Below are 21,645 nucleotides of genomic sequence, written 5' to 3'. Positions count from 1 at the left end.
ATTTGACATTATTATGTATTAGAAAATAAAAAATTAGTATAAGACAGCTTGCTATTGAGTGAAGGTGAAAATGATGGAAAATTACATTTATTCATTGAAAAAGAAAGGAAAAAAATTAAATACATGTTAAAATTGAACAAGAAGCACAAATATTTAGTTTTAGAGAGGACGCTAATGGACTATACAGAAGTAATTCATAGGTTGAAAGATAATCGCTTGATGCATTCTGAGCAAGAAATTATTTTGTTCGAAGAGGCATTGGAGGAAGTAGCAAATACAAATGATGTTCACTTTATCGGTCAGCTGATGGGCGTGTTAGACGATGAAACCGAACAGGAAGAAGTCATGTGGGGCGTTATACATACAATAGAATACTTAAGTGCGTTTTCTCCTAAGAAAGGCTTGAAACAAATGATTGCTGCTGTTCCAATGAATATCGAAAAAAGTAGAGAGTGGATGGTGTTTCTACATTATAGAATTTTAAATCATGATGAATATAGAAATTTATTTATTGAAGCATTAAAAGAGGCTGACATAATATGCAAAGGCGTTGTATTGAATCTACTAGAAGTTATAAGGGATGATAATCCAATTGATTTTACAGATAAAGTAGAAGAGGTAAAAAAAGGATTATGCACATAGAAAGGAAGAAAACAGTGGAATTGAGAATAATACGAGAAGATACCGATGAATCTAAAAAAAATATTAATGAAAGATTGTATTATTTTAATCTAGCACACTTTCCTGAGGACTTGAGAGGGAGATATGAGGAAGTTAACTTATTTATAAAGGATGAGAAGGATCAAGTGCTAGGAGGAATAATGGGAGAAGTATGCTGGAATTGGCTAGAAATTCATGTTTTGATAATGGATGAATCGCTACGTAAGAACGGGTATGGTTCAAAGTTGTTGATAAAAGCAGAGGAAATAGCTAAGGAAAGAAAATGTGATTTCATTAAACTGGATACTTTAAGCTTTCAGGCATTAGAGTTTTATAAAAAACATGGGTATGAAGTGTATGGAACTCTGCCTAACGTTGGTCGGGACTTTGACCATTATTACATGAAAAAAGATTTAATGTATGAAAATAGATAGGGGTAATTTAATGAACATGCAAACTATACATATGCTAGATATAGCATACTGCGAAACATTTACTAGAAGAATTGATAGATCATGGGGGATTCTATTTTGTAACGAGAATCAGCCTGACTACTATGATGCTAATCATGCAAGGATAATGACTGCTTGCGACAATTCACATGAAGTAGCTGAAGAAGTCATAAACTTTTTTCAATCCAAAAACATCGTACCGAGGTTCTACATTTATGACCTAGAAAACCAGCAAAACTTACTGACCGAACTAAAATCGAGAAATTTTAAATATGAAGAATTGATAAGTCCGGTACAACTATGGGATAACAAAGTTATTGATATCTCCGCTGACCCTAAGGTGACAATTGAAAAAGTGACAAATGAAAATTACCGAGAAGCGATTGAGATTGAGGGAAGTATAAAAGAGTTCGGTGGTCTGGAAGTAATGGAAAAGGTTTTTGAGGAGCAATTTAATCACCCAGCATTCACTCATTATCTACTTCGTTATGATGGGGTAGCCTGCTCCTCGGCTTGTATTTTTGAAGACGGCAATCAAGCTAGAATGGAAAGTGTAGCAACATTAGAAGCATTTAGAGGAAAAGGATTAATCGGACAAATCATTCATCATATTCAGCAAGAAGTTACAAAAAAGGGAATTGAAAAGCTATGGGTTTTCCCTATAAATGAAACCATCGAAAAGGTCTATCAAAAATATGGTTTTGAGACAGTACATAAAGCAGTAGCGGGTCATGCATTTTTAAGCGGGAAGAGTATTAAAGAAATTCAAAGTTAATTTTCATGATAGCTTGGTTCGTATTAATCGAACTAAGCTATTATTTATAAATCTATTTCATATAAGTAGTTTTGAACTGTAGCTATCCTAAATGCAAAAACATTAAATAAGTAAATGAGGTAATTAAAATGAAATATGCCCGATTTTTATATTTTAGTATAGTGTTTATATTTTTGATGTTATTTATAAATCTATATATTCTAATTGAACCATTCCACCATATCGTTTTTATGATAGTTGGTATAACTTTTATTATATCTTCCTTTGTATATTATAAATATCAAGAAAAGAGTTAAAATGGCTTAATTAGCTATTCTTCATCGAATTCCTTAAAATAATTCTCTATTGCTTCGGGGAGCACTTCTGCCCGAAGGATCGTTAGTTTATTCGTCCCAGGACTGGTTTCTATAAGAACTGATTCTGTATCATCATCATACTGAATAACGGTGAATTGCCGAATCATTGACGGGCTACCTTTCTCGCTTTTTAATACGTCATATGCCTCTTCAGAAAAATAATTCTCGTAGCCCGGCTCCAACAAATGGTGAACACTCGAGAATTCTTCTGAGAATCTTAACTCTTGATATAGTTCTAAGGAATCTTCCGGCTTCGTGTAGTAGTCATATAACAAGGGACCAAAAAAAATCACAACTATTAATATTATAACGGTTACTTGAATGGTTGGTTTCCTCATATCACCTTTCCTCCTCTAATTTAGAATTGCTAAAAGTAACACAATGATTATACCATGCGAATTATAATTGGGGTATATTTCCAAAAAGAAGCGATCAGATTGTCTCGAGTTTAATGAGTAGTTTATTCGCAACAAATATATGAAGGAGTAGATGAGGATGTATAAGCAAGGAATGGTTTCCATTTGGCTTGGTAATATCAAAAACCAGAGCTTGTTATATGGGTACGTGGATGTAACTTATGATGAGGATGGAGATTCCATTCCTTCTAAATTTTATTTGGATTTTAATATTGATATGGATGAAACAGACGAGGACTTCATTGAAAAAGATTTTGTTAGTAAGAAGAGTGATGATCTATCCAAACTTTTAGAAGGGTGTTCATATGATGATGTTATAATCCCAAATGTTAAAAAGAAAATTAATATAACAAAACCATATAATGCATTAATATTAATTTATAATTTTGAGTATGAAAATAATATCCAAGCAGCTAGCGACTTTGTATTCGTAATTACTACTAGGTACGAATAAAAGGAGTAAACTATTTGTATTTAATTTTGACTTTTCGTTTGACTTTTTTAATTCCAAATATTACAATCAAATTAAGGTTAACGAATTGTTAATCAAAAACCTTTGGAAAAGATTTTTTTCTTCAGAAGGAGTGATAAACATGTCTAACGAAGAAGCACTAAAGCAGTATGATATCAAAAAATATAAAACACCGGACGGCTATACATCAGATATCGCAGTTTTTACAATAGTTGCAGAGAACAAGGAAGAGCATAAGCCACCTATCATGTCTCTGAAGCTAATGCTGATCCAGCGGGCCTTACAAAACGCTGAAGGCGATACAAATATAGAGGCAGGAAAATGGGCGCTACCAGGGGGTTTTGTTCAAGAGGATGAAACGGCTTTGGAAGCAGCTAAGAGAGAGCTTGAGGAAGAAACAGGCGTTGAAAATGTGCTGATCAAACATTTCGGGGTGTACGACACACCTGGTAGAGATCCCCGTGGATGGATTATTACGAATGCTCATTACGCTATTGTTCCGATGGATTACCTTTCTAAAAGAAAGGCTGCAGATGATGCAGCAGAAGTGGAGTTATTCTCCATTGAAGAAGTGTTAAATCTCTCATTAGCATTCGACCATCGGGAAATCATTACAGATGCTATTCACATGATTACAAATGATTTGCTCCAAACGACTGTTGCTAAAAACTTCTTGCCAAAACATTTCACTTATTCAGAGCTTCAGGCAGTATTAGCAACTGTAACCGATGAACCGGGTATCCTAAGCGAGCAATCCTTTGCTAGGAAAATAAAGACACTGCCGTTTATTCAAAAGGTTCCGGGAAAGAAGACACAGAGAACATCTAAGTCTCCTGCTGCATTATACGAATTTTTGGAAATGGATATTGTGAAGTCTATTTACACGGCTAGATATTAATTTTTTTATTATCAATGATTAACAATTTGTTTATTAAAATAATATGTAGGAGGAAAATAAAATGAAAGCACTTATTAACATTGATTACACGAATGACTTCGTTGCGACGGATGGTGCATTGACATGCGGAAAGCCAGGGCAAGACATTGAGCAAGAGATTACGCGACTAACAGAATCTTTTATCAAGGAAAATCAGTACGTAGTGTTTGCAATAGACGTACATCATTTAAATGATCCGTATCATCCGGAAACCAAATTGTTCCCTGCTCACAATTTAGAAGGAACAGAAGGTCGTAAATTATACGGTAGCCTGCAGGAGATATACGAATCGTCTAAAGAGAGCAAGCAAGTATATTGGATGGACAAAACAAGATATTCAGCTTTCGCAGGAACGGATTTAGAGATAAAGCTACGCGAAAGAGGAATTACCGAGGTTCATTTAGTTGGAGTATGTACGGATATTTGTGTGCTTCATACTGCAGTGGATGCTTACAATAAAGGTTTTAAGGTCATTGTGCACAAGGATGCAGTCGCAAGTTTCAATCAAGTAGGACATGACTGGGCTCTAGGGCATTTCCAAGGGTCTATAGGGGCAGAGGTTATTTAATCGAAATTTAGACTGGGAGGTTAGTACAATGGAACGATTATATAAAGACGATAGCTTAGCTCTCCATACGGACCTGTATCAAATTAATATGGCCCAAACGTATTGGAGAGATGGATTTCATAATCAAAAATCGGTGTTCGAGGTTTATTTTCGTAAGCTGCCATTTGGGAATGGCTATGCTATTTTTGCTGGTCTGGAGAGAGTGATCGAATTTATCAACAACTTCCATTTCTCTGAGACAGATATCGATTATTTAAGAGACCAAGGCTATGAAGAGGAATACTTAGATTACTTGAAGGGTATTCGATTTACTGGTACATTACGAAGCCTAAAAGAAGGCGAGCTAGTTTTCCCGAATGAGCCAATTATGCGTATAGAGGCACCACTGGCCGAGGCACAGCTAATTGAAACACCTATCTTAAATATTATTAACTTCCAAACGCTTATTGCAACGAAGGCAGCACGTATTAAACAAGTGGTTGGAGAAGATATAACATTGGAGTTTGGTACTCGTCGAGCACAGGAAATGGATGCGGCTATTTGGGGTACAAGAGCTGCTTATATTGCAGGGTTCGATGGAACTTCGAATGTGAGAGCTGGAAAACTGTTTGGTATTCCAATTGCAGGCACCCATGCACATTCATTGGTTCAGGCTTATATCGACGAATATACAGCGTTCACCAAGTATGCAGAGAGTCATAAGGATTGTGTGTTTTTAGTAGATACGTACGATACATTGAGATCTGGTGTGCCCAATGCGATCCGAGTAGCGAAGGAACAAGGAGATAAGATTAATTTTAAGGGTATCCGATTAGACAGCGGAGATTTGGCCTACTTATCTAAAGAAGCTAGAAAAATGCTAGATGAAGCAGGATTTAAAGATACCAAAATATCTGCCTCGAATGATTTAGACGAGGCGACGATTCTTAACCTGAAGGCACAAGGGGCTAAAATAGATATGTGGGGAATTGGGACGAAGCTGATTACCGCCTATGACCAACCTGCCCTAGGAGCAGTTTACAAAATCGTGTCTATAGAGGGAACGGACGGGGAGATGGTAGATACCATCAAAATAAGTGCAAATCCTGAAAAGGTTTCGACACCTGGTCTGAAAAAGGTTTACCGAATCATTAATCGGAACAATGGGAAATCGGAAGGGGACTACATTGCTTTAGAAACCGAAGAGCCACAAAAAGAAGAACGATTAAAGATGTTCCACCCGGTTCATACATTTATAAGCAAGTTTGTTACTAATTTTGAAGCAAGAGAACTACACCATACGATTTTTGAAAACGGCAAGCTTACGTATCAAACTCCTTCTATATTAGAGATTCGAGAAAATGTTCAAGAAAATCTAGAGCTACTTTGGGATGAATATAAGCGCCCGTTAAATCCAGAAGAGTATCCGGTAGATCTGAGCCAAAAATGCTGGGATAACAAGATGAATCGTATCGCAGAAATAAAAGAAAAGACACAGCAAATGATGAAACAGAAAAAATAGCTTATAGGAGGAGTTAATATGGCTAGGATCGGAATCTATGGATCTTCCTTTGATCCCATCACGAATGTCCATTTATGGACAGCAAGCACGATTGGGCGCAGATGTCGTTTAGATAAAGTAATCTTTTTACCTTGTTCGCACAAAAGAAGAGATAAAGAGATGAATGTTGCAGACAACCATCGTTGGAATATGATCTTACTCGCTATCGAAAACAATGAAAAATTCGAGGCAGATGATTATGAGATGAATCAGGAAGCCTGGAATGCAAATACGTATCAAACGATGAAGCATTTCAAAGAAAAATACCCGAATGATGAAGTATTCTTCATAATGGGAGCAGATTTACTAGTTGATATAGGTGCAGGTAAATGGAAAAACGGTGAAGATTTAGTGAAGGAAAATAAATTTATTGTCATGGCAAGGGACGGAATTGATATGCTCAAGGTAATCAGCAAGTCCCCTATCCTAAGAAACAACGATGAAGGATTTCACCTCATAGACAAGGGACTAGCAATGGAAATCAGTTCCTCCTATATTAGAGATGAATTCGCAATGGGTGGGGAGCCGAGATATCTTCTACCAGATAAATGTTATGAGTACATCCTAGAAAATACACTCTATCAACGGAAATAAATTGTTGGCGCCTAGCTAAACCGTAGGCGCCTCCTTTTTAATAAAAGATTTATGGAGAATTTTTATAGTCTAGCAAAATCTATAAAATTGGGAGATATGAGCTCATGATCAGAATGCACAATTTACCTGAAAACATCAAAGAGGCATTAAAACCTTTTTATACCAAAGATGAAAAACCAGATGTTTTTCCAGCGAAATTTTCTTTTAAAGGGGAACTTTATTATTATTTCACTTTTGCTCCAGCGGCAGAACAAGTGATTTTACGCAACGATGGAAGTGCTCCTTACTTCGAGGAGATAAAGGAAGAGGCGCTACTAGCAAACAATTTTAATGTTTGTATTGAGAAATTTGTACATATTGGAGCTGGATGGGCAACTGCAAACAGGCTAGGTAACTATGAAAACTATAAAAACATATTTACCCAAATTAAAAGGAAATTAGGTCCATTCCCGGAGGATGTACAAAAAGCATATGATGTAGTCAAGCATGTCCCCGATATAATTATAGAAAATCAACATCAAATAGTAGATGCCGTGAAAAAGGCGGATGAGTTGTGGAAAGTAGCAAGTGATATAGAGCTGGTTACCGATCAGGATGAAGAAAAAATGGAGTCCTATTTAGTTGAAATGATTCAGGCACAGGTTAGACAAAATGATATCCAAATGAAAACAGATGAGGAAAGAAGGATAATTAGTGAATTTGTTTCCTTAAAAAAATGGGTTAACTTACACGCATTTATATTATCCATCAGGCTAAGACCCTTTGATAAATACATGTTTAGTCGTAATCATGAGGATGCGGACGAATGGGCTGAGCTTAGAGACATGGCGCTATATAGTAATCGTAAAGCAGAGGAAGTAAAGGATCATCATTTGGTTTTCGATAGCCTAAGAAATCCTAGATTAAAGAGTGAAGGTATTTAGATGAGAGGAAAAATAAAATATTGTGATGTTTACCCTATCGTTCTAAGTGTTTTAAACATGTTAAGAACGATAGGGATTTTTTAAAGTTTACAGAGCAACATTGAGGAAGATAAAGTGATTATTCTCGTGCCAGAAAAGTGTATTCATGACACAAAATAGCAAAACAGTCTCTAGTACAGAATAATCTACTACTATATAATATAGGATGCATGAAAGATCAATTGGAACGGAGAAAAATTATTGACACACATTCTAGTAGTAACATTAGCGGGCATAATAAGCTTGTTTCTTAGTTTATATATACGAGTTAAAGCGAAAGATGCTCCGGGAGTAAAGCCGTATATTTTAGTTACCATATTGTCATCGATTTTCACATTTGCTTATGCCTTTGAATTAGCAAGCTCGACCTTAAAAGAAATGAAGTTTTGGCTTGAAGTTGAGTACCTTGCCATGCCATTCATTCCTGTATTTGTTCTATTTATGTGTATGGAGTATGTAGGACGCAAGATTAAAACATGGAACTATGCTATTTTCATCATTCCCATCACTACGATATTTATGATGCAAACGAATGATCTTCATCATCTTTATTATAAATCGATGAAAATAAATAGAGATGGTCCATTCCCGTTGTTAGAGCTAGAATGGGGCCCATGGTTTAATGTTCATGCTATCTTCTTATTTTTATGCTTAACTATATCTGTCTTCCTATTGCTTAGGGAATATCGTAAATCTTTATTTATGTTTCGTATGCAAACTTTATTGATGGTGGCAGGCTTTATTACGCCTATAATAGCTAATTATTTTTATTTAAATGATTGGAGTGAAGGAATAGATCTAGGCCCGATTTCTTTAAGTATTGCTTTTACGTTCCACGGGATAGCTCTTATATCCTTACAAATGTTCAATGTCGCTCCCATTGCTAGGGATAGTGTATTTGAAAGCCTGAAGGAAGGAGTGCTTGTTTTAAATCAAAACAAGGTGATCGTTGATTATAATAAAGCAGCACTAATTGTAATTCCGACTTTAAGTGGTCATCATATTGGTAAACCTATTGCAGAGGTTCTCGCTGAAAATCCCGAACTTATTGAGAGGTTAGATGAAGAAATAGAGTCTGACTATACTAGCTTACTAGACGAGAGAGTTACACACTTTCGAATAAATTTTACAGAAGTGATGAATAAAAGTGGGTTGCAGGTCGGTAAAATTATTACCTTTATTAATGTTACGGAAAAAGTACAGATGGAAGAAAAATTAAAACAATTGGCAAGCATAGATGGGCTTACTCAGGTATTAAACCGTACATTCTTTATGAAAAAAACGGAAGTAGTATTTGATGATATATCGATAGATAGAGGTAATATTTCTATTGTCATGTTTGATATAGACCATTTTAAAAGAGTAAATGACACTTATGGACACGAGGCAGGAGATGTAATCCTAACTAGTGTCACAAGCATAGTAAAGAAAAACTTACGCTCCACAGACTATATGGGTCGCTACGGAGGAGAAGAGTTCATTATTTGTATGAGGGATACTTCTTTGATAGAGGCTGCTAATAGAGCAAATATAATTCGACAAGCAGTGGAAGATAGCTTAGTCGCTTTTTATAATGAAGAAATACAAGTAACATCAAGTTTCGGGATCTCTCATGCTCTTCTGGAAGTAGGAGAAGATAGATATTCCATTCAACAGCTAATTAGAGAAGCTGACCAAGCGTTATATGCTGCAAAAAATAAAGGTAGGAACTGTGTAGCAATATATAATGCTGACGAACTATTACTTCAAATCTAATAAAGACGAGTGAGTAAACAGGTGATCTGTTTACTCTTTTTTTTATAAATAAGAATAAAGACTTAGGATTAATTAATACAATAGACTTAATTTTTCTAGATATTAGTAATCCTTATGAATTGTTTTGATGATTTAATCCATTTCATCCTTTACCTTTCTTTATAATAAATGGAATATTATAGATAAAAAGAGATTGCTAGAGGAGGAGAAAGTATGCCTAGTTCTAGGGGAATATTGTATAATAATGAAAACAGGCAATCCTTCCTAACACCGAACATTTGGTGTGGTTGCCTATGAAAATATTAGATGTAGATTTACTTCAAGATGGATTGAAACGAAATATGGCTATGCTTGAGCGCCTGAAAAACGAGACAGAGAATATCGAAAGAACGGTAAGTGGCTTAGTTGAAATGGACGAGCTGTTAAAGGGCGCAGGAGGCAATGCTATCCGCGACTTCTATGCAGAATGTCACCAGCCCTTTCTACAATTCTTCCAGCTGTTCTCCGTTAGTTATCTTCAAACGCTTCAACAAATGGAATCTGCCCTCCTATCACTAGAGCCAGATCCAGCAGGATACATAAGGCAAGAATTTCTAGAGGGAGAGCTGGAGCAGGGCCTAACACTGATCGGCAATCTGACAGAAGCCCTCACCAATGAGGCGAACAGTATCATGGACAGTGTCAGTGATATCGTGGCCCTGCCACATCTCGATGACAGTGCAGTTCAGGAAGGTGTCATTACTTCCAAAAAGAAGCGGGATGACACCGTTCAAAAGTTGAACGAGTTCGATTACTCTCAGACCGTGTCATTGAATCCTGTGGAACAGGACATTCAAACGATGGACACATGGCTAACGGATATAGAAGGAATGTTTCAAAGTGGTCTAACCGATGTCCATTTTCAGCCGAGTCGCTGGGGGATCTTGGCTTCGAGAAATACTTTGAAAATGGAGCTGGAGGCACGTACTTCACGGATTCAAGGAGACACCACCCTCCAACCCAAAAATCATGACTTGACGACCATGTTTTACACTTTTTTAACAGGGGCAAGCCCCCTCCAATTTGGCTACAGGGGATTCATCCAAAAACCAAATGTATTATATGGTCCTAGTATTCTAGGTTTTGCTAGTCTTCCTACTCATTCGACCACAAAAAATATAAATGAAAATGTGAAAGATGAATCGAATGAACTGGACGAAATTTATGCAGCGATTTTAAAAAGTAATCCAGAATTGGCAACAGATAGCCCTTCAACTCCTCAAACATATTACGCTAATGAACCTATTACCTATGAGGGAATGAGGAAAGTGCTAGGTGGAAATGGATCCGGAACTCCGGATGGGTTATTTGCCATGGGAGTAGGTTTGAGTATAGCTTCTAAAAAGGGTGGAGAAATCGCGGCAGATGAGTTTCTCTTAAATGATATTGAAACCCTAAGGGACCCTAATGCTTCTAAAACAGACAAGGGAATCGCTCTTTTTTCTTTAACGCCTATGGGGAAATTAAAAAAAGCCGCTGAAGGGATAGAGGAAGGGAAGGACTTTTTAGAGCATGTCATTGATGCTCAAAAGAAGGCCGAGAAAGCAAAGGATACGGCAAAGGATGCTAAAAAATCCGTGGAGGATGTTGAGATTGAGACTAAGGGTACGGGTAAATTTATCAGTAGCGCCGATGATGTTGTATTTAAACAAAGCTCAATAGATAAGGCTTTCAGTAAACACAGAAAAGATTTTGGAAGTTATCCTGATGGTAGTAAATCTAGTGTGGAATTATTCAAAAATGATGTTTCAGAGCTGATTAATACTGGAGTTCGAAAACAAGGAAAATATAGAAACGTTGAAGGAACGCATATTTATAACGAAGATAATAAACAATGGACTTTTATTAACTCAGATGGAACTATGAATACAGCATTTAAATTAAGTGACTCACAATACAAATATTTAATTGACAAAGGAGTTGTAAAATAGTGAGATTAGTTAACACCTACCTCTCAGAACATGAATTAAAGAAAGAAGAAATTGAAGTGATTTGCAATATATTTAAGAAACAATATGATGAAAATATAGAAGTAAATAGCTATAAATATGATGATCGTAAATATTATGAAACTGATATTGATATAATTGACATAGAATTTCTAAAGGAGAGTATTTATAAAGAAATTGATAAGTTGATTAAGGTTCATGAAATGGTTATTCAATTAGTTAACCAAAATGTAGAAATAATTGTAGCTAATGATGATACAGATACGGAAATCCAAGTATTTGAAAAAAATTGGAATGATATATCAGGATTTGGATTATTTATTACTTCAAGAAAAATTCAAGATGTTGAACCCTATTATACTTCTGATATTTGTAACGCATATTTGAATTTTGAAAATGTTAGCTTTGGAGTAATGTTCGAATAATGTTTATTATGTAGAAGGGGAAGTTGTATAATTGACTATGAAAATTTATTATTGTGACGAATGGTCGGACATTAAAAAGAAGCCTTGGAACATAATTGATGACCGTACTGCATACACATACCATCAAAAACAAGAACCATATACGGCGGTATTAGTAGAGGATGAGAAACCTAAGTATATTGTAAATGTTACAAATGATTGGGTATCGGTTGGGTTTTATGATGACCTGATTCGTAAGTATTTAAATTATGATTTTGAAGTTATGAGTGATGGTAAGATTTTTTTAAGAACAGCTATGTATTGGGAATATGATGATGAAACTGACACGGAAGTAAGTACCTTGATTTTAGGCTTCCGAGAAGATGGTTATATAGCAATGGAAAAGAGAGATTTAAATACCGGTTCAGTCGAGGAGCGCGAAACTAGCGATACCCTTGAAAGAAACTGGGATGTATTTCCTGGATTTGGTCATTACAATCATTTGTGCAAAGAGGAAAGGTAACGTGTTTAGAGCACTCTAGTGCCTAAACTAGTTATACGAAAGGGTTTTACGTATAGGCACATAAAGCAAGTGAACTAAAATACAATTAAAATATTTAAGATGGACAAAAAGAGCAATGATCCGTTTAAAAATAGAGACTCCATGAAGGTACTGCCATCATGGAGTTTTATTTTGTATAGGAATAATAAGAAAAGTACGTGAATTGGGTGATTTGACATTTTACATGGTGTGGGGACTTATGACACTGCAAAACCTATAAACTAAAGACAATGGGTAAGCTCGTAATTTAAAGTGAAGATTTATGAGTGGGACAATAAGAATGTGATATGGTTTGTAATTTTACTAGAGAAGGTCGTAGACGAGTAAGAATGAGTTTAGAAAGTTATTTTCACTTCCAAAAAGAAGCGGGATGACACCGTTCAAAAGTTGAACGAGTTCGATTACTCTCAGACCGTGTCATTGAATCCTGTGGAACAGGACATCCAGACGATGGACACATGGCTAACGGATTTAGAAGGAATGTTTCAAAGTGGCCTGACAGATGTCCATTTTCAGTCGAGTCACTGGGGGATCTTGGCTTCGAGAAATACTTTGAAAATGGAGCTGGAGGCACGTACTTCACGGATTCCAGGAGACACCACCGTCCAACCAAAAAATCATGACTTGACGACCATGTTTTACACTTTTTTAACAGGGGCAAGCCCCCTCCAATTTGGCTACAGGGGATTCATCCAAAAACCAAACGTTTTATATGGTCCTAGTATTCTAGGTTTTGCTAGTCTCCCTACTCATTCACCCACAAAAAATATAAATGAAAATATGGAACATGAGACGAGTGAATTGGACGAAATTTACGCAGCAATTTTAAAAAGTAATCCAGAATTGGCGGTAGATAGTCCTTCTACTCCTCAAACATATTCCGCGAATGAACCTATTACCTATGAGGGAATGAGGAAAGTGCTAGGTGGAAACGGATCCGGAACTCCGGATGGATTGTTTGCCATGGGAGTAGGTTTGAGTATAGCTGCTAAAAAGGGTGGAGAAATCGCAGCAGATGAGCTATTTTTAAATGATTTTCAAACGTTGAAGGACCCAAATGCTTCGAGAATAGATAAAAGTATAGCACTTTTTTCTCTTACACCAATGGGGAAATTAAAAAAAGCCGCTGAAGGGGTAGAGGAAGGGAAGGATTTTGTAGAACAGGTCATTGATGCACAAAAGAAGGCGGAAAAAGCAAAGGATGCTAAAAAATCTGTGGGGGATGTTGAATCTAGTAATACAATCAATGACATCAAAACTGATATAAACTCAAAATTTGATGGTTTTGATTTGAATCAAGCTTCAAATAAACAAAAGGGCAATTATGGGGAATACAAAGCATATGATAATCTTGTAAATAATGAAAGTCTGAAACAAGCTGGTTACGATTTGGAGCGTATCGGAAATGTAGCACCAACTTCTCCGAATGATAAAATAATTAAAGGAATTGATAGATTAAATAAAAATAATAATACTAATAGTGCTATAAAGTATGTTATTGACGAAGCAAAATTTGGTACTTCACAATTAGGAACAACCAAACTAGATGGTCCGCAAATGTCGAATGATTGGTTGTTAGGTATGGGTTCGGGAAAAAGCAGAATAATAAAAGCGGTGAATGGAAATGAGAAATTAGCAACAGAAATTTCGGATGCATTAGAAAATGGTCAAATCGAAAGAGTTTTATCCAAAGTTAATTCAAAAGGAGAGACACTTACATTTCGTTTGGATACAGAGGGGAAAATTGTAGGAACTTGGCCATAATTGAAAACATAACAAGAGGTGGGATTTAATGAGGGATTTTTTATGTGATTTAGAATATTTAAAAGAAACCATTGACTTTAAAGAGAAATTAATTAAAGAAAAAAATAACAAAATAGAAAGAATAAAACAAGATGTAAAAGAAAATATTCAAAGATACCCATTGGATAACGAACAAATTATATTTAATACGAGATCTTCTTTGTTTCAGTTATATACTGAATTGATACGGGCCAAGTACTCAATAGGGAGAGCATGTGCAGATTTAGAAGAAGATTATCTAGAAGCATTAATGATGCTAGAGTATATTGGATATAAAAAAGTACGTTATGTTAATTTTATTTGGATGGTTGCTTTAGGTATACTACTTGAAACTGACAAAGAAAACATACGTAGATTAGCAAAGATTGCAGATGGTGAACATGTAGATGATGTTCTACTGGATTACTTATTATATTCATATAAAATTGAACGAAAGATAAAATCATCACAATTTGAATTGAAGAAACCTTATTCTAAGTCATTAGAAATTATTGAGCTAAGTTTCAGAAACAAAGTGGAAGCTTCTACGAGAATAGAAAAATATATCGAAAAAGAATGGTTTCAAGGACACTATAGTTATGGATGGAAAAACTCACATAAAGAGCCAGGTTATCTTGGCTTTTGGAGTTTTGAAACTGCAGCCCTAGCAAAAATCCTTAAATTAGATGACAGTACACTAAAAGCAAATAATCATTATCCGTACGACTTAGCCCACTATAAAAAAGATATGATATTTAATATTGAACCATTAAAACAGTTAGAAAAAGATGAACCTTCATCAATGGAAGAGGATTATCATTTCGGAATCGAATGTAATCGAAATTTGGAACAAATTATACCTAGAAAATATCATCAAATGGTAAATCAAATAATTGAAGACTATGAAAATATATCCTCCTCTGAATTTTGGAACAAATATAATTTGAAAGATATCTGGTTTGAGGAAGAAGAGTTTGTTCGCGAAAAAAATACTAAAGATTTACTTGGAACATTAATCGTTTTTGCCCTCGTGGATCAAGAATATATTTTACAACTTGATTATAAAGAAAAAGTAGAAGATTATATGGATGATATACCAAATGACTGGCTAGAGCAAGAAGTGAAACTAGTAAGATTAGAAATGGATAACGATCAAGATTACTATATGTATATCCCTGTATCGGTTCAAATGAAGAATCTTTATGAGGTTAGAATAATAAATGGCTTATAAAAATCTTATTTTAGGAGTGTTAGAAAACGATTTTCTTAAACGTTTTCTAACACTCCTTCTTCTCCTTAGTTTCAAGTTCCTTCTAATCTAATAGACTGACAGATATTTAAAATACATAATAGCAGTAGTGGTTTTGTCTTAGCTTTAGAAGATAGTTCTATCCACTTTCAGACATCACAGTGGAGTGTGAACCCTGCAAAAAAGAGGCTGGTATGGGATCTTGCAACCCGTGAATCGACTCTTCCGATATTAAAAAAGTACTCTTTAACCGAGGAACTATCCAGTATGCTCCAAACTTATCTGCAAGGGGTGTCAACCATCTCGTTTGGACTTGGTGGGCAGGTTTCAAGACCAAATGTGTTTATGGGTCCTGCAGTGAATAAGAGTAACGGGAATCCTCTCCATTTGAATTTCTGGAAGAACAACCTGATTCCATCCGTGTAACAGCTGATTAGCGCCACAGAGGCGGAAACACTCATCAATGAAGCAGTGAATGTAAAAAAAGTTGCCGATGAATATGGTAGCGTTTCAGAAGAGAGCGTGATCGAAGGAACTTATTATACATTACCGGATGGGAAGATTATACGACAATATTATGGTCGGACAGGTACCCAACAGTATAAATATGTTCAGATTATTCCGGAAGAACGAATCGGCAGTGGAAAAACATTAGAAGACATATTCCCTCCCATAACAAAGATAGAAGAATTTTTAATAGGGGACATCATCACCATGTCAGAGGACCCTTCACAGGAATCCGTTGCGGAAGCCGCATTATTCACCGTTTTCAAGCCACTTAAAATGGTGGATAAGGTTAGTGATGTTATTAAAGATGGGAAAAAGAAGATAGAAAAGATTGAGGATAAGGGGAAAGGTAATGGTGTCCCTTCATATGGAAAAAACTCAGTACCTATTGGTCCTTATAGAGAAGTAAATGGATTTCCCTCTAAAGTAAAGACAGGTTCTCTAGAAAAGCATATCCCTAATACGCCAAATTACGAACAAGAAATAGCAAATGGAAAAAGCAAGAGTATCTTCTATGGGGATAATAAAAAAGCACAAGTATTGCTTGATAAGTACGCTGGAGAAGGTCAGCTACTACCAAATGGTAGAAAAGAAAGAGTAGACTTTAGTGAAACAATCGGAAAATATTAAGATGTCGATACCGGCGAATACCTTGAGACTACTAGAGGAATAATTCATTATGGAAAAGATGGCGCACATATAGTGCCTTCTGAACCACTTAAATAACAAAACAGGGAGAAATTATATGGAATATGATTCTTTGGTAAAAACCATAAAAGAACACAAGGATAGTAATCTTATAATAGAGTGGGATAGCGGGTTAAAGATTATTGGTGAACCAGACACACTCTATGAAACAGACAATGGATTGGATGATGATAATATAAATTATACCGAATATTATGCAATTACATTTCAAGTTGGTGACATTTTAGCTCATCCTTCTAGTAAAGAAGGTAGTATATATAGTTGGTTAATACAAGGGAAAGGTTCATTAATAGAAATATCACTTTACGATAATCCACCAAGTCAGATCTTTTTGAGTGATGGACAAAGTGTATGGAAACGGGATATTCCAAAATAAATTACTGTTTAATCAATAAAACCTTGATTGGCTATAGCCTGTCAAGGTTTTATTGATATATCAAAATTGAAGTCAAGACTTCAATTGATAAACAAATAAATTGTTTGCAGTTAATATAGTGAAATTTACTAATTAATTATTCAATCGTGATATCAGGGCCCTCCCTCATCTCGATGACAGTGCAGTTCAGGAAGGCGTCATTACTTCCAAAAAGAAGCGGGATGATACCGTACAAAAGTTGAACGAGTTCGATTACTCTCAGACCGTGTCATTGAATCCTGTGGAACAGGACATTCAGACGATGGACACATGGCTAACGGATATGCAAGGAATGTTTCATAGTGGTCTAACCGATGTCCATTTTCAGCCGAGTCGCTGGGGGATATTGTCTTCGAGAAATACTTTAAAAATGGAGCTGGAGGCACGACAAACTTTGAGTGTCAGCTTCCACAACCAATACAATTGGAATACAGATAAGTTATTATCAATTTTAGAATATAAGAGACCAATTTTGTTTGGCTTCAGTGGATTTATTAACAGAGAAAGTCCTTTTATCAGTCCTGACTTAATAGTAATTTCAAATATAAAAAAAGAGACTTCACTTAATAAATCCTTCGAATCTGGTGGTGTCTTTGTAGCTAATGTGTCGAATAAGGTCACGGCAGGTACCCATGAAAACGTATTGTTTCCTTTAATGCAAACATTTGATAGTGATAAAAATCCTACAGAAGTTTGGAGAGATTTATTTGCAGGTAATTTAAATGATGGGGAAAGCACCTATAATCTACCTAAACACAATTCTAAAGTTGCCCAAACAATAGCTGATACTTTAGGCTATACTATTGGCGATATAGGCCTCACTAAAGCTTTAAGAGGTGCGGGTTTAGGTATGAAGACAGGACTTCCGTTTTTATCTAAAGGGAGAATCTTATCTGCCACTAAAGAAGGAGCTATGGTCGGTACCGTCATGGCAAGTACAGAGATTGCCGGTCGTGAAACTGGTCGACCAAAAGACTATAACTGGAAAGAGAATACTATTCAATTTGGTATGGAAGTAGTCGGTGGGGCGGTACTTGATCCATTAATTGATACAGCGCTACCTTTAATTAAGTCAACCTCATCTAATCCTGCTAAGAAGTTGTTAAATAATCAACCTGTAATCTCTCATTCATCTTCTTATAAAATAGAAACAGCTGGGGAAGTTGATAAGGGTACGGGTAATTCTATACAATATGCTGAAACTGGTGGAAGAAATATATCCCCAGAGCAGTTCTTTAAGGAAGAAGCTATTGCAGAAGAAATGTATGAAAAATTTAGAAATCTAGGAACAGAAGATGTGAATGCAATTGCTAAAAATACAGGCTTTTCTGTTGCTAGAATACAAAGGATTAAAGATCATGTTTTTAATAACTCTCATATAAAGGATTATGGAGTTGGGAGATTTGATCCAGACTACGAACTAGCTCAAGCATGGCAAAGATTGATAGATGGGAAACAAGTAGATTCTGATATACAATTATTACATCACGAAATTTTCGAGTCAAAATTTGAGGGTATATTCCAGACTAATTATAGAACAGCTCATGACAAAACTATAGAATCTGGAAGACCATGGAATTGGGAGAAAAACTATGGGGAGTGAAGATTCATGGCAGTTTTTGTTTTAATGTTGAAGGAATTTGAGGATGAAGAGAGAGTGGTTTATCAATATGGACCGAATGAAGATTTAATGGGACGAATTGAATATGATAAAATAAATGGAGTTATCAACCAACTATCGCAAATTGACTCACAAGAATTCGCTGATGAATTCTTCTTTAAGAGAGCAGGAAGACGACTTTCAAGAATGATTATTAAAGAAAATCAAAATTTCGTTGATCGAACAACTATTGAATCTTAATTGCCTGCTTATGATTTATAAATTTTTTATTAGATATAGGTATTTAAGAGATATAGCTAAATGCCTCTCAAGGTTTTTTACTTTAATTTATATTAAAACAGTTGATAATTGAGTGAGACAATAAGAAAATGTTTTGCTTGAGAATCGAGAGCTCATGATGGTAGTACCATCATGGAGTTTGGTTTTAATACTCGGTTAAAGTGACAAGTACGATAAATAGGCGAGATGACATTTTACAAGGCAGGGGTTGTTATTATATGGAGTGGGTAAAAAACTAACGAGATTGACAAAGCTCGTGGCGATAAACAATGGATAACGTGAAAGTGTTTGCTTGTGCTACCTTGGCTTAAAGTTTTGGGTTGTATTTTTACAAGAGAAGGTCGTATAATACTCGCTATTCCTTAAAAAGCGTTACGAAAATTACAATTTATGTAACGGGAGGGTGAAAAGTTGAACGTTGTTGGATATATACGAGTCTCAACTCAAGGGCAGGCAAGAGATTGATATAGCTTGAAATATCAAGAAGAGGAAATTAAAGCATATTGTAAGGAACAAGGCTTAAACTTGATACATATTTTTAGAGATGAAGGAATTAGTGGCGCAAAACTAAATGAAGAAGCATTCGAAATAGACAGGGTGGGCCTACAGGAGATGTTGGCTCACCTTTCGTCTGTCCAAATTGATTATGTGGTGGTGCTGAACACAAGCCGATTATGGCGGTCAGATGTTGTAAAAGTGTTGATACAACGAGAGTTGAAGAAATTTGGTTGTGATATTAAGAGTATTGAACAACCATTTTACAGTATCCATAAGAAAGACCCGAACGACTTTTTGGTCAACGGATTCATGCAGTTATTAGACCAATACCAACGGCTTGAAATTGCCCTAAAACTAACGAAAGGCATAAACAAGAAAGCGAAGGAAGGTGGATGTGCAGGAGGAAGAGCAACATTTGGCTACCAAAAGCAGAAAGGTGAAAAGGAACTAAAAATACATAACGGGCATGCAGAAGTAGTAAAAAGATTATTTCAACTTAAACAAAAATATAAGAATTGGTCACTGTCTAGGTTGGCAGAAGCATTGAATGAAGAAGGGTATCAAACAACCCAAGGGAAAGCATTTACGAAAGTACAAGTGAAGTGAATATTAGACCGAGAAAGTTTATATCAAGGGATCTATACATACGGGCAAATACAAGCAAATGGAAAACATGAAGCAATAATTTAGAAGTTACTTAAAAAAGGGACTCACTTTCTTATATATTCCTATGTAAAGATGAAAATGGACAGGCTTTCGTAACAATGCGCACCGGATAATGAACGCTCGAACTAAGGTTGTCGGCATTTTCATTCAATAAATGACAACTGAATAGGAGGATGAACCATGTATGAAAAACAGAAACACATTTATGTGGGTGTAAACTTGCATAAGCAACACCATTTTATATCCAACATGCAGAACCTTTTTGGGAAGAAGATGTACCCTTTGAATTACTAGATATAGCAGATGAAGAAAATAATATTGAATCATACACACTCCTTTCTAGAAAAGAACATGGTTTTCCGAAGCAATATCTTGTTTTAAGCGAAATGTCAGTAAATTCTGTATTAGTGTTGGATACTTATTAGTCTCTATATATTGTCCAGTCACAGTGTCATATTATTTACCTATTGGCTTACCAAAGTCCACGCTCTCTTTATTGTTGGTAACAGTGGTTGCTTTCCCTGCAAACTTCTCAAGCAATTCTTGTGCAGTCTTATTATCGCCATAGAAAATACTCTTGATTTTTCCATTTGCTATTTCTTGTTCGTAATTTGGCGTATTAGGGATATGCCTTTCTTGAGAACCTGGCTTTACTTTAGCGGGAAATCCATTTAGTTCTCTATAAGGACCCATAGGTACTGACTTCTTTCCATAAGAAGGTACACCATTAAGTATCTATGAGTTATCTTTTACTGAACAATAATTAACAATTAAAATATGCTTTCAAGAAATCAATAAACGATTACCAAGTTTCTTTTAACTCTCCTTTTAACAGCAGTTCATCTCCACCCTCAAAATTAACTATATAAACTTTGTCTGTTACAGGAATGATACACTATGGAAAAGATGGTGCTCATATTGTACCGGCAAAACCATCAGAATAAAATAAGAAAGAGGATTGTCTATGGAAGCAGATTCTTTATTTAAAACATTAATAGAGTATGAAGGTGTAGAGATCATAATAGAGTGGAACAGTGGATTAAGAATTGTAGGAAAAACAGACACATTTTTTGAGACAGACAATGGATTAGATGAGGATGATCCCGAGTACGCAGAATATTATGCAACTGCATTTCAAGTAAATCATATTTTATCCCATCTTTCTACTAACGAAGGCAGTGTATATAATTGGCTGAAACAAGAAAAAAGTTCATTGGTTGAAATTTCTCTCTATAATGATCCACCAAGTTCATTATTTTTAATCGACGGAAAGAGAGTATGGGAAAGAGAAATATATAAATAATAGCTGATATTAACCTTTTACCTTGATTGGTTAAATGCCTTTAAAGGTTTTTTCTTTTATTTACATTAATATAGCTGATATTTGTGAGAAGCAAATTGAAAATGATTAGTTTGTGAATCGAGAGCTCATGATGGTAGTACCATCATGAGGTATCGTTTTAAAACTTTGGGGAACCA

Annotated in this window: 21 protein-coding genes and 4 pseudogenes; 22 read left to right on the top strand and 3 right to left on the bottom strand. The window is 35.5% G+C overall.

The features are described from left to right. Positions 1-174: 174 nt before the first annotated feature. From MKY09_RS12115 to MKY09_RS12105, 3 genes are read left to right on the top strand one after another with little or no spacing between them, the layout of a single operon-like run. Positions 175-642, top strand: coding sequence for an Imm30 family immunity protein (locus MKY09_RS12115; RefSeq protein ID WP_342560548.1), 468 nt, complete (start codon positions 175-177; stop codon positions 640-642). A gap of 14 nt (positions 643-656) precedes the next feature. Further along, positions 657-1,094 carry a GNAT family N-acetyltransferase gene (locus tag MKY09_RS12110; protein ID WP_342560549.1) on the top strand — a complete coding sequence of 146 codons (438 nt, stop codon included), beginning with the start codon at positions 657-659 and terminating at the stop codon, positions 1,092-1,094. Positions 1,095-1,104: 10 nt separating this feature from the next. Next, positions 1,105-1,887, top strand: a complete 783-nt coding sequence (locus MKY09_RS12105) for a GNAT family N-acetyltransferase (protein WP_342560550.1) — start codon at positions 1,105-1,107, stop codon at positions 1,885-1,887. Between the two features lie 310 nt (positions 1,888-2,197). Here the strand turns inward: MKY09_RS12105 and MKY09_RS12100 are convergent, their stop codons facing one another. Further along, positions 2,198-2,581 carry a hypothetical protein gene (locus MKY09_RS12100; RefSeq protein WP_342560551.1) on the bottom strand — a complete coding sequence of 128 codons (384 nt, stop codon included), beginning with the start codon at positions 2,579-2,581 and terminating at the stop codon, positions 2,198-2,200. Positions 2,582-2,738: 157 nt separating this feature from the next. Between MKY09_RS12100 and MKY09_RS12095 the strand changes: the two genes are divergently transcribed. From MKY09_RS12095 to MKY09_RS12010, 18 genes and pseudogenes are all read left to right on the top strand, one after another. Next, positions 2,739-3,113 (top strand): immunity 22 family protein, encoded by a 375-nt coding sequence (locus MKY09_RS12095; protein ID WP_342566762.1) that lies wholly within the window; start codon positions 2,739-2,741, stop codon positions 3,111-3,113. A 139-nt stretch (positions 3,114-3,252) separates the two neighbouring features. Continuing rightward, positions 3,253-4,029, top strand: a complete 777-nt coding sequence (locus MKY09_RS12090) for an NUDIX domain-containing protein (protein ID WP_169358704.1) — start codon at positions 3,253-3,255, stop codon at positions 4,027-4,029. Positions 4,030-4,090: 61 nt separating this feature from the next. Then, positions 4,091-4,636: an isochorismatase family cysteine hydrolase gene (locus tag MKY09_RS12085; RefSeq protein WP_169358705.1), complete on the top strand. Its 546-nt coding sequence runs from the start codon at positions 4,091-4,093 to the stop codon at positions 4,634-4,636. A 28-nt stretch (positions 4,637-4,664) separates the two neighbouring features. Beyond that, positions 4,665-6,137, top strand: a complete 1,473-nt coding sequence (locus MKY09_RS12080; RefSeq protein WP_342566761.1) for a nicotinate phosphoribosyltransferase — start codon at positions 4,665-4,667, stop codon at positions 6,135-6,137. Positions 6,138-6,155: 18 nt separating this feature from the next. Continuing rightward, positions 6,156-6,770 (top strand): nicotinate (nicotinamide) nucleotide adenylyltransferase, encoded by a 615-nt coding sequence (nadD, locus tag MKY09_RS12075; protein ID WP_342566760.1) that lies wholly within the window; start codon positions 6,156-6,158, stop codon positions 6,768-6,770. 104 nt (positions 6,771-6,874) lie between these two features. Next, the gene (locus MKY09_RS12070; RefSeq protein WP_342566759.1) at positions 6,875-7,693 is read left to right on the top strand and encodes a hypothetical protein; all 819 of its coding nucleotides are present in this window, start codon (positions 6,875-6,877) and stop codon (positions 7,691-7,693) included. Positions 7,694-7,933: 240 nt separating this feature from the next. Beyond that, positions 7,934-9,487 (top strand): histidine kinase N-terminal 7TM domain-containing protein, encoded by a 1,554-nt coding sequence (locus tag MKY09_RS12065; RefSeq protein WP_342566758.1) that lies wholly within the window; start codon positions 7,934-7,936, stop codon positions 9,485-9,487. Between the two features lie 293 nt (positions 9,488-9,780). After that, a complete protein-coding gene (locus MKY09_RS12060) occupies positions 9,781-11,457 on the top strand; it encodes an LXG domain-containing protein (protein WP_342566757.1) in 1,677 nt (558 codons plus the stop codon). After that, positions 11,457-11,900, top strand: coding sequence for a hypothetical protein (locus MKY09_RS12055; protein ID WP_169361521.1), 444 nt, complete (start codon positions 11,457-11,459; stop codon positions 11,898-11,900). The genes MKY09_RS12060 and MKY09_RS12055 overlap by 1 nt, the downstream gene beginning before the upstream one ends. Positions 11,901-11,937: 37 nt before the next feature. Further along, on the top strand, positions 11,938-12,402 hold the full coding sequence (locus MKY09_RS12050; protein ID WP_169361526.1) for a hypothetical protein: 465 nt from the start codon (positions 11,938-11,940) through the stop codon (positions 12,400-12,402). Between the two features lie 384 nt (positions 12,403-12,786). Further along, positions 12,787-14,205 (top strand): T7SS effector LXG polymorphic toxin, encoded by a 1,419-nt coding sequence (locus MKY09_RS12045; protein WP_342568242.1) that lies wholly within the window; start codon positions 12,787-12,789, stop codon positions 14,203-14,205. A gap of 28 nt (positions 14,206-14,233) precedes the next feature. Beyond that, entirely contained in the window at positions 14,234-15,454 is a 1,221-nt protein-coding gene (locus MKY09_RS12040; RefSeq protein WP_340883871.1) for a PoNe immunity protein domain-containing protein, read from the top strand. An 822-nt stretch (positions 15,455-16,276) separates the two neighbouring features. Beyond that, positions 16,277-16,705 (top strand): annotated as a pseudogene (locus tag MKY09_RS12035) (polymorphic toxin type 50 domain-containing protein); the annotation flags it as partial. A 19-nt stretch (positions 16,706-16,724) separates the two neighbouring features. Further along, positions 16,725-17,063, top strand: coding sequence for a hypothetical protein (locus MKY09_RS12030; protein ID WP_342566756.1), 339 nt, complete (start codon positions 16,725-16,727; stop codon positions 17,061-17,063). Positions 17,064-17,214: 151 nt separating this feature from the next. Beyond that, a complete protein-coding gene (locus MKY09_RS12025; protein WP_342568241.1) occupies positions 17,215-18,705 on the top strand; it encodes a T7SS effector LXG polymorphic toxin in 1,491 nt (496 codons plus the stop codon). A gap of 6 nt (positions 18,706-18,711) precedes the next feature. Next, on the top strand, positions 18,712-18,963 hold the full coding sequence (locus MKY09_RS12020; protein ID WP_000268085.1) for a hypothetical protein: 252 nt from the start codon (positions 18,712-18,714) through the stop codon (positions 18,961-18,963). Between the two features lie 510 nt (positions 18,964-19,473). Continuing rightward, positions 19,474-20,190: pseudogene (locus MKY09_RS12015) on the top strand (recombinase family protein). Positions 20,191-20,408: 218 nt separating this feature from the next. After that, positions 20,409-20,591, top strand: a complete 183-nt coding sequence (locus MKY09_RS12010) for a hypothetical protein (protein ID WP_342568240.1) — start codon at positions 20,409-20,411, stop codon at positions 20,589-20,591. Between the two features lie 34 nt (positions 20,592-20,625). Here MKY09_RS12010 and MKY09_RS12005 read toward each other — a convergent pair. Beyond that, positions 20,626-20,889, bottom strand: a pseudogene (locus tag MKY09_RS12005) (polymorphic toxin type 50 domain-containing protein); the annotation flags it as partial. Positions 20,890-20,968: 79 nt separating this feature from the next. Next, a pseudogene (locus tag MKY09_RS12000) lies at positions 20,969-21,049 on the bottom strand (SMI1/KNR4 family protein); the annotation flags it as partial. A gap of 81 nt (positions 21,050-21,130) precedes the next feature. On the opposite strand from MKY09_RS12000, the gene MKY09_RS11995 reads away from it, so the two are divergent. Next, positions 21,131-21,469, top strand: coding sequence for a hypothetical protein (locus MKY09_RS11995; RefSeq protein ID WP_342566755.1), 339 nt, complete (start codon positions 21,131-21,133; stop codon positions 21,467-21,469). The last annotated feature ends 176 nt before the right edge of the window (positions 21,470-21,645 follow it).

Origin of the sequence: Psychrobacillus sp. FSL K6-4046, assembly GCF_038624605.1 — a bacterium.
Classification (GTDB): Bacteria; Bacillota; Bacilli; order Bacillales_A; family Planococcaceae; genus Psychrobacillus.
The sequence above is the reverse complement of the archived record's forward strand: the minus strand, read 5'-3'. Positions and strand labels throughout refer to the sequence as shown.